Below are 12,741 nucleotides of genomic sequence, written 5' to 3' on the forward strand. Positions count from 1 at the left end.
ACCACGATCCTGTGGGAGCGGCCTTGTGTCGCGATGGGGCGCAAAGCGGCCCCAGCCATTTCAGCCGTCTGAATGCACCGTTCCTGTGCCGGCTGCACCTCTCGAAGGCACAAATACCCTTAAAATCCGGCCAAATCACCCGCAAAGCCCAGTATTCACGGCTTTTGCAAAACTGGCACGCCCCCTGCAATAAGCAATACATCTACAGTTTCGGGGGCCCTGGTACAGGCAGGCCGGGTGAACCCCTCTTTTATACGCAGCACCGCCCGTTTTGGGGACCTCGGTACAGGCAGGCCGGGACATCCCCCCTTTATACGCAGTACCCCTTTTGGGGACCCTGGTACAGGCAGGCCGGGATATCCCCTCTTTTATTCGTGCAGTTTCACTTGCACCCGCCAGCGCCCAGCGTCCTCTGCACCGGCCCATTCGCCGTGCAGGGGGCGCGCGGCCACCACCGTCAGCAACAAACCTTCCTTGGTGTGCTGTACCCGCCAGCTCACCGGCTTGCCTTGCAGGCTAAGCTGCCCTTGCTGAGCCTTGCCCTGGGCCTGGAACAGCAACGCCACCGTCCCTTCCACGTTCTCGCCATGCAGCTTGGGCTCTTCGTTGAACCAAAGCTCCAGGCCATCCTGTATCACCTGCACCTGTTGCAACTCACGCTCGTCGGGCGTAGTCAGGCGACCGATCATCAGCCCCACCATCAAGCCGACGATCGCCAACGACAGCATCACCCGTGGGAAGGCCTTCGAACGCACGTCCGGTTCAGGAGTAGAATGCCCGTCATCTTCACGCTTGGAGCCGTGCATGTTTCACGTCATCCTTTTTCAACCAGAAATTCCGCCGAATACCGGCAACATCATTCGTCTATGTGCCAACAGCGGCTGCGCCCTGCACCTGATCGAACCCATCAGCTTCGAACTGGATGACAAGCGCCTGCGCCGCGCAGGGCTGGACTACCACGAGTATGCCACGCTCAAGCGTCACGAGAGCTTGGCCGGATGCCTGGAAAGCCTTGGCAACCCACGGTTGTTCGCCTTTACCACCAAGGGCTCGCACCCGTTCCACGAAGTGGCCTTCCAGCCGGGCGACGCCTTCCTGTTCGGGCCGGAGAGCCGCGGGCTGCCGGCCGAGGTGCTGGACAGCCTGCCGGCCGAACACCGCCTGCGCCTGCCGATGCGGCCGGGGTGCCGTAGCCTGAACCTGTCCAATACCGTGGCGGTGACGGTGTATGAGGCGTGGCGGCAGAACGGGTTTGCCGGGAGCTGATGTGTCGCCTGTGCCGGCCTTTTCGCGGGTAAACCCGCTCCTACACAGGTCGAGGGAACTGCGCGATCGCCTGTAGCAGCGGGTTTACCCGCGAAGAGGCCCGCACAGGCAAAAAAAAGCGCCCCGAGAGGCGCTTTCTTGATACCGGCAGTTATTACTGCACAGTAGGCGCTTCACCCGCTTCCTGCATACGCTGCATTTCTTGCGCGTACAGGGCGTCGAAGTTGACAGGCGACAGCATCAGCGCCGGGAACGAACCGCGAGTCACCAGGCTATCCAGGGCCTCACGGGCATAAGGGAACAGGATGTTAGGGCAGAACGCACCCAGGGTGTGGCTCATCGAAGGCGCATCGAGGTTGGCGATCAGGAAGATACCGGCCTGCTGCACTTCAGCAATGAAAGCCACTTCGTCACCGTTCTTGACGGTAACCGACAGGGTCAGCACGACCTCGTGGAAGTCGCCTTCCAGGGATTTCTGCTTGGTGTTCAGGTCCAGGGCAACACTTGGCTCCCAGGTCTGACGGAAGATCTGCGGGCTTTTCGGGGCCTCGAACGACAGGTCGCGCACATAGATGCGTTGCAGGGAGAACTGAGGGCTGTTGTCTTCTGCAGCAGCGCCGTTGGTCTGTTGGTCAGTCATGTCAGATCCTTATCCTAATGTTTTTGAATGCAGTGCAAATCAGGCCGCCAGCAGCGCGTCGAGCTTGCCGGCGCGCTCCAGGGCATAGAGGTCATCGCATCCACCGACATGGGTGCTGCCGATCCAGATCTGCGGCACCGACGTACGGCCGGCTTTCTGACTCATCTCGGCGCGAACCTGCGGCTTGCCGTCGACCTTGATTTCCTCGAAGGCCACGCCCTTGCTCTCGAGCAGGTACTTGGCGCGCATGCAGTAGGGGCAGTAGTCGCTGGAATAGACGATGACAGGCTTCATATCACTTCACCAGGGGCAGGTTATCGGCTTTCCAGCTGGAAACGCCACCGCTCAGTTTGGCGGCGTTGTAACCAGCTTTGAGCAGCTCGCGGCAAATAGTGCCGGACTGCTGGCCCATCGCGTCGACGACAATCAGGGTCTTCTCTTTATGTTTGCCCAACTCGGTCATGCGGTTGGCCAGTTTGTCCTGCGGGATGTTCACCGCACCGACGATATGACCAGCGGAGTATTCCTTGGCCGGGCGAATGTCGATCACCAGGGCCTTCTCGGCATTGACCATGGCTGTCAGTTGGCCGTTAGTCAGGCTCTGGCCACCACGACGGATTTCATTGATAAGCAGCAGGACCAGCAAAATGAGGAAGATCGCAACCAGGATGTAGTGATCTGTCGCGAATTGAATCAGGTGAGCAACCATCAGCGGTGTTCCAGGCGATTGAAAATGCCGGCCAGTATACACAGCCCCTTGGTGCCACCAAAGCCCGACGGGCCGGCCACAAAACCACCTTCATGTTGCTAGCACAGGTGCGCCGGTCGGTGGAATGGGACGAATATTCGCCGCGGGTGGCGTATTTGCCCTAAAATGCGTGTCTTTATCATCTTTGAACAACCGTGAGTTTGATTGATGACGAGCACGCCCAAACCCCTGGTCCTGATTATCCTGGATGGCTTCGGCCATAGCGATATCCCCGAACACAATGCCATCTTTGCCGCCAATAAACCGGTCTATGACCGCCTGTGCGCCACCCAGCCGCATGGCCTTATTTCCGGCTCGGGCATGGATGTCGGCCTGCCGGACGGGCAGATGGGCAACTCCGAAGTCGGTCATATGAACCTCGGCGCAGGTCGTGTCGTCTATCAGGACTTCACCCGGGTGACCAAGGCCATCCGCGACGGCGAGTTCTTCGAAAACCCGGTGCTGACCGGTGCTGTGGACAAGGCAGCCAGTGCTGGCAAGGCCGTGCACATTCTCGGCCTGCTGTCCGATGGTGGCGTACACAGCCACCAGGACCACTTGGTGGCCATGGCCGAATTGGCCGCCCAGCGTGGCGCCGAAAAGATCTACCTGCATGCCTTCCTCGATGGCCGCGACACCCCGCCACGCAGCGCGCAGTCGTCCATCGAACTGCTCGATGCCACCTTCGCCAAGCTGGGCAAGGGCCGCATCGCCAGCCTGATCGGCCGCTACTACGCCATGGACCGCGACAACCGCTGGGACCGTGTCAGCGCCGCCTACAACCTGATCGTCGACAGCGCTGCCGAGTACACCGCTGACACGGCCCAAGCAGGCCTTGAAGCAGCTTACGCCCGCGACGAGAGCGACGAATTCGTCAAGGCCACGCGCATCGGCGAAGCCGTCAAGGTCGAAGATGGCGATGCCGTGATCTTCATGAACTTCCGCGCCGACCGTGCTCGCGAACTGTCGCGTGCATTTGTAGAGCCAGACTTCACGGAATTCGCCCGTGCGCGCCTGCCAAAGATGGCGGCGTACATCGGCCTGACCCAGTATTCGGCGAAGATCCCGGCACCAGCAGCCTTTGCGCCATCCAGCCTCAACAACGTGCTGGGCGAATACCTGGCGAAAAACGGCAAGACCCAGCTGCGCATCGCCGAAACCGAGAAATATGCCCACGTCACCTTCTTCTTCTCTGGTGGCCGCGAAGAGCCGTTCGAAGGCGAAGAACGCATCCTGATCCCGTCGCCGAAGGTCGCCACCTATGACCTGCAACCGGAAATGAGCGCACCAGAGGTGACCGATCGCATCGTCGAAGCCATCGAACAGCAGCGCTTCGACGTCATCGTGGTCAACTACGCCAACGGTGACATGGTCGGCCACACCGGCGTGTTCGAAGCGGCAGTCAAGGCCGTCGAAGCGCTGGATACCTGCGTAGGCCGCATTGTCGACGCGCTGGACAAGGTCGGCGGCGAGGCGCTGATCACCGCCGACCACGGCAACGTCGAGCAGATGGAGGACGAGTGCACCGGCCAGGCGCATACTGCACACACTACCGAGCCGGTACCGTTCATCTATGTTGGCAAGCGCAACGTGAAAGTGCGTGAGGGCGGCGTGCTGGCCGACGTGGCACCGACCATGCTGAAGCTGCTGGGGCTGGAAAAGCCGGTGGAAATGACCGGTACTTCGATTCTGGTCGACGCCTGAATGGCAACGAGGGGCTGCCTTGCAGCCCCAATTGCCCATGAATTCCAGACAAACGCCCCCCTGCATCCGCAGCGAGGCGTTTTTTTTGCCTGCCCACGCGGGCATACTAGGCCAGTCTCCATCCTTGGTACGCCAAACCCCATGCTTCGCGCCCTGATCCTCCTAGCCTTGTCTTGCCTGCTCAGCCCGGCCTTCGCCGATGAGCGCGCGCAGACCCAGCAGCAACTGGATGCCACCCGCCAGGACATTGCCGAGCTCAAGAAAACGCTGAGCAAGCTCCAGGAAGAAAAGGCCGGTGTGCAAAAGGACCTCAAAACCACCGAAACCGACATCGGCAACCTCGAAAAGCAGGTGGAGGCCCTGCAGCAAGAACTAAAAAAGACTGAAGGCGAGCTGGAGCGCCTTGATACCGAGAAAAAAAAACTCCAGAGCGCCCGCGTTGAACAACAACGACTGATCGCCATCCAGGCCCGTTCGGCCTACCAGAACAACGGTCGCGAGGAATACCTCAAGCTGCTGCTCAACCAGCAGAACCCCGAGAAATTCGCCCGCACCCTCACCTATTACGACTACCTGAGCAAGGCGCGCCTGGAGCAATTGCGCACCTTCAACGAGACCTTGCGCCAACTGGCCAACGTCGAACAGGAAATTTCCAGCCAGCAGCAACAGCTGCTGGCCCAGCGCGCGGACCTCGACAGCCGCCGCCAGGCGCTGGAAACCGAGCGCGCCAAGCGCCAGCAGGTATTGGCCAAGCTCAACAGCGATGTAAAGGACCGCGGTCAAAAGCTACAAGCGCGCGAACAGGACCAGGCCGACCTGGCCAAGGTCCTGAAGACCATCGAGGAAACCCTCGCCCGCCAGGCCCGTGAAGCTGAAGAAGCGCGCAAGAAGGCCCTGCTGGCGCAGCAGGAAGCGGAAAAACGCCGCAAGCAGGCAGCGCTGGCCGCCGCCGCTGCCCGCGACCAGGCCCGTGAGCCAGCGGAGCCGCCGAAAAAGGCCCGCACCACCCTCGGGCCGATGGTTTCCAGCGATGGTGCGAACTACGGCGGCGCATTTTCTGCTGCGCGGGGCAAACTTCCATGGCCAGTCAATGGTCGACTGCTGGCTCGTTTCGGCGATGCCCGCGGCAGCGACGCCCGTGCCAAATGGGACGGAGTGATGATCAGCGCCACCCCGGGCACTCAGGTACGCGCCGTGCACGGCGGGCGCGTGGTTTTCGCGGACTGGTTGCGCGGCGCCGGGCTTCTGGTCATTCTCGACCATGGCAACGGTTACCTGAGCCTGTACGGCCACAACCAGAGCCTGCTCAAGAATGCCGGTGATATCGTCAAGGCCGGTGAAGCCATTTCCACCGTGGGCAACAGCGGTGGCCAGGAAGCTGCAGGCTTGTACTTCGCTATCCGCCAGCAGGGCCGCCCTACCGACCCTTCGCAGTGGTGCCGAGGCTAGTCACATTTCTACGGCGCAGCCTGAGTGCTGCGCCGATGCTCCCCAGGGAGCGCTTACAGGATCAGGAGTTCGTTCGACATGCTGCACTCGCCTCGTCTCACCCAGCTGGCCCTGTCCATCGCCCTGGCGGTAGGCGCGCCCCTGGCCACCGCCGCAGAGCCGGCCAAGGCCGCCGCAGTGCCAGCCACCGAGGTGACCGCCAAGGCGCCACTGCCGCTGGAAGAACTGCGCACCTTCGCCGAGGTCCTGGACCGTATCAAGGCCGCCTATGTCGAACCGGTAGACGACAAGACCCTGCTGGAAAACGCCATCAAGGGCATGCTTAGCAACCTTGACCCGCACTCGGCCTATCTTGGCCCCGAGGACTTCCAGGAACTGCAGGAAAGCACCAGCGGCGAGTTCGGCGGGCTGGGCATTGAAGTAGGCCAGGAAGACGGCTTCATCAAGGTGGTCTCGCCAATCGACGACACCCCGGCCTCGCGGGCCGGCGTGCAGGCTGGTGACCTGATCGTCAAGATCAACGGCGCCCCGACCCGCGGCCAGACCATGACCGAAGCGGTCGACAAGATGCGCGGCAAGGTCGGCGAGAAAATCACCCTGACCTTGGTGCGCGACGGTGGCACCCCGTTTGACGTGAACCTGACCCGTGCGGTCATTCAGGTCAAGAGCGTGAAGAGCCAGCTACTGGAGAACGATTACGGCTACATCCGTATCACCCAGTTCCAGGTCAAGACCGGTGACGAAGTGGGCAAGGCGCTGGCCAAGCTGCGCAAGGACAACGGCAAGAAGCTGCGCGGGGTAGTGCTGGACCTGCGCAACAACCCAGGCGGCGTGCTGCAGTCGGCGGTGGAAGTGGCCGACCACTTCCTGACCAAAGGCCTGATCGTCTACACCAAGGGCCGCATCGCCAACTCCGAGCTGCGTTTCTCGGCCAACCCGGCCAATGCCAGCGAAGGCGTGCCGTTGGTGGTGCTGATCAACGGTGGCAGTGCATCGGCATCGGAAATTGTCGCTGGCGCCCTGCAGGACCAGAAGCGCGCCGTACTGATGGGTACCGACAGCTTCGGCAAAGGCTCGGTGCAGACCGTGCTGCCACTGGCCAACGACCGCGCCCTGAAGCTCACCACTGCGCTCTACTACACCCCCAACGGCCGTTCGATCCAGGCCCAGGGCATCGTCCCGGACATCGAAGTGCGCCAGGCCAAGCTCACCGCCGAGGCCGACACCGAAAACTTCAAGGAAGCCGACCTGCAGGGCCACCTGGGCAACGGCAACGGCGGCGCCGACCGCCCGACGGGCAGCAGCAAGCGCAAGGAACGCCCGCAGGATGACGACTTCCAGCTGAGCCAGGCACTGAGCCTGCTCAAGGGCCTGAACATCACCAAGGGCGACTGAGCCACCCTATGCGTTATCTGCTGTGTCTGTTGTTTTGCCTGATGGCCGGAATCGCGCAAGCGGCGCCGGCCAACAAGGCCTACATGAGCATCATCATCGACGACCTGGGCCAGAGCACCGAGCGTGACAGCCGTACCCTGGCCCTGCCCGGGCCGGTAACCATGGCGATCATGCCCGACACCCCGCATGCCACCGACTTTGCCCGCCAGGCGCACAAGGCCGGCAAGACGGTGATCCTGCACATGCCCATGGACCCGGCCACCGGCCCCTATGCCTGGCACCCGGGCATCGCCATCGAAGAGCTGGCGCGGCGCCTGGACGCAGCATTGGTCAAGGTGCCCTACGCCGCCGGCATCAACAACCACATGGGCAGCCGCATGACCGCACAGCGTGAACCCATGGCGTGGTTGATGGGCGAGCTGCAGCGGCGCCAACTGTTCTTCGTCGACAGCCGCACCAGTGCCGCCACGGTCGCCGCGGCCGAGGCTCAAGCACACGATGTGGCGCATGTGTCGCGGGATGTATTTCTGGATGACGTGCGCACACTGGAAGCCATCGACGCTCAGCTGCAACAGGGTATCGCGCTGGCCCGCAAGCAAGGCTCCGCGGTGTTGATCGGCCACCCATACCCGCAGACGCTCGCGGTGCTGGAAAGTCAAATTCCCCGGCTCAAGCAGTTGGGTATCGAACTGGTCACGCTGCAACAGATGATCGCCACACGTGGCAACCAGGCCATGCCTGCACACGGTAAGCATGGCCGTTACAGCAATCGCTAGCATTTGCTGATCACGGGCAACCGCTGGGCCACCCGGGCGAATGTTCAGAGGTTGAACGGAATGACATCCCTGGCCTGTGCGTAGGTCAGGTTACCCCGATAAATGCTCAGTACCTGCCCCTCGCTCGCCGCCTTCATTTGCTCGCGATACCCCATCTTGCGCTGGCTCCACAGCTTGAGATGGCCTTTGCCAAACGCCGTCGGCGCCGCCTGCGAGTCGGCAAAGTGGAAATGCGCGGCCCACAAGGGTCTACCCTTGGCCTCGCCGGGAGCCCGCAACAGGCTGATCCGGTACTCGTCCAGATAGCCATCGGAGACCACCTGCCGAGGCCCGACATATTCCACGGCGAGCAACCCCTGCTGATGGAGAAAATTCAGCCCTCTGGAACCTGGGTAGCGCGTCTTGCTGTAAAGCGCTACCAAACAGTCGCGGCGGGCCTGGCGCAACTGAATCAGCGCATCGTCCATGCCCGCCAGCAGTGCGTGCTCTGCGTTGGCATCGCTGAGCTGTTCACGCAGCTCGGCCACTTCGTTGATCTGGCCGTCCAGCATCGACATCAGGCCCATGTCGTCAGCATCCTTGGCAACCAGGGCTCTGGCTTGAGCGATGACATTTTCATTCTGTGCCAGCATGGCCTCGGCCAGTTCCCGGTTGTTCCTTTCGGACTCCGGGGTAGAAGTCCGCAACGGCTGTTCCGGTTCGCCCGCGGCTACCTCTTCAACCCAGGTGTTTCCCTGCTTCTGGAAGCGATGCAGCGCGCTCTTGTTGAAAGCCGCTACAACTTGCAGCACCGCCTGCCCGTCGACCACCGATTCGCTGCCAATGACTATCTGACCAGCCCGCGTATGGGCCACCTGCAGGCTCTTTCGTGAATAGACCGCACGACGTGTGCCACGAACCTGCCCGTCCGCCTGCTCGCGCATGGCCTCGACCAACGCCTCACCGGCTATGGTTTTCAGCTCCACCATCTGTTGCTTGTAAGCCTCAAGGCGCTGGACATCGATGAGCTTGCTGCCGAGTGTCTTGATCCGTTCGGCGTTGAGAATCGCCGCGAGGTATTCGTCCCACGCACTTTGCAGCACCTCAATTCGTTCGGCGACAGGCAAGTCACAGAACATCAGCAGATGATGCGTTTGTGCGGCCACCCGCAAACGCTGACTGGCGAGCGCATGGCGGAAAATCATGTAGTGCTGGGTAGGCGTGCCTTTGTGCCACTGCAGGGCCAGCTCGACCAGGCCCATGGCCTGGAAAAACCGGATGTTGATCGTGGTCGTCTTGCGGCTCTCGATAATGCTCGAAACGGTCAGCGTGGTATTGACGTAAGGCACTTGCATGTCGATATCGGTGATGGCCAACAGGCGATCCAGCTGGCTGGAGACATTGATGATCCTGGGCTGCTCTTCAAGCAACTTTTCCAACATCGTCCGGAACCTGGCATACAACTCGGCCTGTTTCTCTGGCGGTGCGACATTGAGCGCATTGGTGAGTTGGTCATATTCCCTGAACCCACCCAAGGCCAGGAGTTCATCAATGAAGAACATGCCAAAGCTGATCAGGTTCTTGCGGACCTGGCCCAAGAGTATCCGTTGATCTCTCACGCTGCCGCCCTGCGTCGAGGCGCTCGCCTTGTCGAGCACGTAGATAATGTTGCGTTCAGCCTCGAGATACCCCTGAAACAGTCTGTCGTTCAACGCCAGGCGCCGGGTGCGCAGCGCATTCGTCTGCTCGTGCAACTGCTGGAGTTTGCGCTTGAACAACTCGGTAGCCTGCTCGAATTGCGCACGTTCGCCCGGGTCGGTTGGTGACGCCTTTTGCAGCCGGTCCTCGACTTTTTTTACCGGATCACGCAAACCGACAATCTGCTCGCTCAACGCGTTGAAATCCTTCGTGGCAGCCTCCGCGGCCAAGAGAAGCCGCTCTATCTCGGCCTGAGCCTTGGCGATCGGCCCGCTTAGTTTCTTGCGCAGTCGCTCGCGGGCCAACTCGCCGGAGCGATCATTGCCACCGTACAATCGCGAATTATTGAGGTGCCAGACATTGCCGTCGCGCATCAGGTATGGCCCAACCGTGCCGTCCGGACCGATGATGCGAAACGCTGCGTTATCAAGACTGACTCGGTAGACATCACCGTCCAGAGACACATAGAAATCATCCCCAATCCGCACCAGGCCAGCAGCCACGCCCTGCGTCTGCGGTTCACGCCCCGCCAGCGAAACGCTGGTCGCCAACGCCCGCATTTGGCCGCGCTGGGCACTTGACAGGCCGTTGAGCCCCCCAGCCCCACGCCAGGAAAAGTCGAGCTGGGTGTTGGCCATCGCCTGCAGCCTGTCGACCGAGGTACTGGGCTCCCGCGTTGCTGTGGAAAGGTTCGCCAACTCGACCCCATTGCCTGGAGGTGGCCCCTGGAGCAGCGATGGCGGCAGGTCACCAGAAACGGCCGGCGCTGCCAGTTTCGGCGTCTGCAGGTGTATCAGCGCCAGCAAGGTGTTGTTCAGCACATCGACCATCGCCTGGATTCGCTCGTCGAGATGCGGGCTGGCCAGCCCCTGCACATCGTTGATCAGGCTGCTCATGCCGATGTAAAGCCAGGCAACCGAGGTGAGCGGCCCCGGTAACACCGGAAACACAACATTCAGCAGCTCCCAGGAAAATGCCGTGACCAGCCGCCAGCGCACCTCGCTGTTACTCATGGCGCTGCGATCCGCCAGCTCCAGCAACATCCGGCCCTTGGCTTCGAACATCTGCCGATCCACGTCCTGCGCCCAGAATTGCAGCGCCAACTGAACAGGCTGCGGTTTCTCCGGGAGTGTGTAAGGGTCGGGCAGCCATTGGGGCAGGTGCGGCTCCCGGAAGCCACCATTGTCGTAGACCCCGCGCTGAGCTTGCTCGATCCAAAGCAGCACGTTGTCCTGCAACGCCCCCGGGCGGCTGATCGCATCCAACAGTGCCTGAGCGCTGTCGAACTGAATCAGTGCCTTGTCGGTGTACAGCGGGCAATACAACAGATGAGCACCCAACTCGATGAGTTCGATCACGTAGAAACCATGCGCCACATCGACCCTCTCTGATGTCGGCGAGCGTTTGAACGCAAGCGCCGCAATGCGCACAGCCGCTGCACCTTCCTGGCCACTACGGCAGAATTCTGCCAGGGCGCCGTAGGCGAACTTGTCGAGCCGCTTGACTGCCCGCGCCCGCGCGGCATCGAACATCAGGGTAATACGCCAGCGTATGGCAAATGCCGAGATGTGTTCGGCGCGGCTCGCCGAGCGATCGAGCATCGACTGTACATGACGTGGATACGTGCCGCCGATGTCGACTCGCTGCACCAGCTCACGGACGTAATCAATAGTCATCCACTTCATGATCAGCTGGTTTTCCCGGTGCGCGATATGTGTCACCACCCCTCCTGCGGTGGCATCCAGGCGGCCGATCGCCAGTTGCGTCAAGGTCAGCTTCTTTTCACCGGTCTTCTGGCCGAAGCCCAGCCCGTGACCGTCACTGACAAAGGTCTCGACAGTGAGGATAAGGTCGTCAGGGAAGTAATTGGCGTCTACCGGGTGGTCATGCAGCATCTCCTCGCGCAGGCGCGTCGCCGCATAGGTGTGCAAGTCCGGCAGACCGTCCCGAATGCCCTGGGCTGGGCTGTGCTGTTGCAGTAGCGACAAGTCGAGCATGGCTTGCAGATAGGCGGTCTGGCTATCCGTATCGGCTCGCGACAGGCCCTTGGGAAGCGCCAGGCCCAGCCCACCGGTGCCCTGGTCACTGAACTCGGTAAAAAAGGACGCGGGCTCGCAGGCCAAATGGCAGTAATGCTCCAGTTGGTCGACGCTGTCGATCGCACTCCAGCGCAGGCGGGCCAAGCGTTCGAGCAAGATTTCCAGCAACAGGGCGCTGTACAGGGCGAAAGCGTCGCCCTCCACAGTCAGGCCTTGCCAGCTCAACTCATCAAACCGGTAACGTCCAGCCATCTGTATTTGCAACGCCGCGCCGAATGAAGTCTGGGCGTCGAAACTGCGGACCAGGCCTTCGGGAGAACACCAGAGTGTCAGTTCGCGAACTTCACTGGAGGCGGTAATCAGCAAGCCGGGCAACAGCTCATGGAAAGTGTCTTCGCCCTGACGTAACGCTACCCGCACCAGCTGCACATCGAGCCCGGTGCGGTTGCCCATCATCAGGTCACGCAGAAGCTTGCGCTGTTCGTCGTCCAGCGCTTCGTCTTTCAGGCCATCGAGCAGGTTGGCGCGCAACAACTGCTGCAACCACAGGTCGCGGTCGATCGTGGCGTCGCCGTTCCAATAGTCGATCTGCGCTTGCTGGAAGTGCCATAGCAGCATCGGCAGCAATGCGTTGAGGCCATCGGTCAGGCGCGCGGGCTCGATCAAATCGCCCTCGGCAGTTTCGAGGCTCGACTCGATGGCGAAAAAGCGCCGGGGCGGGTTCAGGCTAAGGCGGTAGTCACCCGCTGGGGCGAGGTCCAGTGGTTTAGCCGCAAGCAGGGCCTGCAGCACCACATCCACCAGCGGCTGAGGGTGCCAGACGCCATCCGGATGCATGGACATCAGGTACAGCGGTGCAGCCGAGGTCATCTCAGGGCGATGCACGCCAACCAGAGGATAGTGCTCCAGGATCACCTTCATGACCTGTTCCCCTGCGACCTGGCGGAGCGTGGGACGGCTGGCGAACTGGGCGGCGACTGCGTGTTTGAGGTTGTGCGCGTGAGTGGCGGGCATGACCAGGACTCGTTATGGAATGAACCACAAAGC

At 61.5% G+C, this 12,741-nt stretch carries 10 protein-coding genes; 5 read left to right on the top strand and 5 right to left on the bottom strand.

Translation table 11 applies throughout. The features are described from left to right. Nucleotides 1–368 precede the first annotated feature (368 nt). Nucleotides 369–806 carry a hypothetical protein gene (locus tag ACF8GF_RS12300; protein ID WP_392487857.1) on the bottom strand — a complete coding sequence of 146 codons (438 nt, stop codon included), beginning with the start codon at nt 804–806 and terminating at the stop codon, nt 369–371. On the opposite strand from ACF8GF_RS12300, the gene trmL reads away from it, so the two are divergent. Beyond that, on the top strand, nt 805–1,266 hold the full coding sequence (gene trmL, locus ACF8GF_RS12305; protein WP_003249209.1) for a tRNA (uridine(34)/cytosine(34)/5-carboxymethylaminomethyluridine(34)-2'-O)-methyltransferase TrmL: 462 nt from the start codon (nt 805–807) through the stop codon (nt 1,264–1,266). The two genes, ACF8GF_RS12300 and trmL, sit on opposite strands and share 2 nt — an antisense overlap. Before the next feature lie 154 nt (nt 1,267–1,420). Here trmL and secB read toward each other — a convergent pair whose 3' ends face one another. Genes secB through ACF8GF_RS12320 form a run of 3 tightly spaced genes read right to left on the bottom strand, consistent with a single transcriptional unit; the run spans nt 1,421 to nt 2,615 of the window. After that, nucleotides 1,421–1,906 carry a protein-export chaperone SecB gene (gene secB, locus ACF8GF_RS12310; protein ID WP_003249206.1) on the bottom strand — a complete coding sequence of 162 codons (486 nt, stop codon included), beginning with the start codon at nt 1,904–1,906 and terminating at the stop codon, nt 1,421–1,423. A gap of 39 nt (nt 1,907–1,945) precedes the next feature. Further along, a complete protein-coding gene (gene grxC, locus ACF8GF_RS12315) occupies nt 1,946–2,200 on the bottom strand; it encodes a glutaredoxin 3 (protein WP_003249204.1) in 255 nt (84 codons plus the stop codon). Nucleotide 2,201: 1 nt separating this feature from the next. Continuing rightward, the gene (locus ACF8GF_RS12320) at nt 2,202–2,615 is read right to left on the bottom strand and encodes a rhodanese-like domain-containing protein (RefSeq protein ID WP_176684807.1); all 414 of its coding nucleotides are present in this window, start codon (nt 2,613–2,615) and stop codon (nt 2,202–2,204) included. 207 nt (nt 2,616–2,822) lie between these two features. Between ACF8GF_RS12320 and gpmI the strand changes: the two genes are divergently transcribed. From gpmI to ACF8GF_RS12340, 4 genes are all read left to right on the top strand, one after another. Further along, on the top strand, nt 2,823–4,358 hold the full coding sequence (gpmI, locus tag ACF8GF_RS12325; RefSeq protein WP_176684806.1) for a 2,3-bisphosphoglycerate-independent phosphoglycerate mutase: 1,536 nt from the start codon (nt 2,823–2,825) through the stop codon (nt 4,356–4,358). A 141-nt stretch (nt 4,359–4,499) separates the two neighbouring features. Next, on the top strand, nt 4,500–5,807 hold the full coding sequence (locus ACF8GF_RS12330) for a murein hydrolase activator EnvC family protein (protein WP_392460887.1): 1,308 nt from the start codon (nt 4,500–4,502) through the stop codon (nt 5,805–5,807). Between the two features lie 78 nt (nt 5,808–5,885). Next, complete coding sequence (locus ACF8GF_RS12335; RefSeq protein ID WP_176684804.1) at nt 5,886–7,202, top strand: S41 family peptidase; 1,317 nt, start codon at nt 5,886–5,888, stop codon at nt 7,200–7,202. A gap of 8 nt (nt 7,203–7,210) precedes the next feature. Continuing rightward, nucleotides 7,211–7,978, top strand: coding sequence for a divergent polysaccharide deacetylase family protein (locus tag ACF8GF_RS12340; RefSeq protein ID WP_176684803.1), 768 nt, complete (start codon nt 7,211–7,213; stop codon nt 7,976–7,978). 44 nt (nt 7,979–8,022) lie between these two features. Here the strand turns inward: ACF8GF_RS12340 and ACF8GF_RS12345 are convergent, their stop codons facing one another. Beyond that, nucleotides 8,023–12,708 (bottom strand): dermonecrotic toxin domain-containing protein, encoded by a 4,686-nt coding sequence (locus ACF8GF_RS12345; protein ID WP_392487858.1) that lies wholly within the window; start codon nt 12,706–12,708, stop codon nt 8,023–8,025. Nucleotides 12,709–12,741 lie beyond the last annotated feature (33 nt).

Origin of the sequence: Pseudomonas sp. yb_5, assembly GCF_043103865.1 — a bacterium.
Lineage (GTDB): Bacteria > Pseudomonadota > Gammaproteobacteria > Pseudomonadales > Pseudomonadaceae > Aquipseudomonas > Aquipseudomonas putida_Y.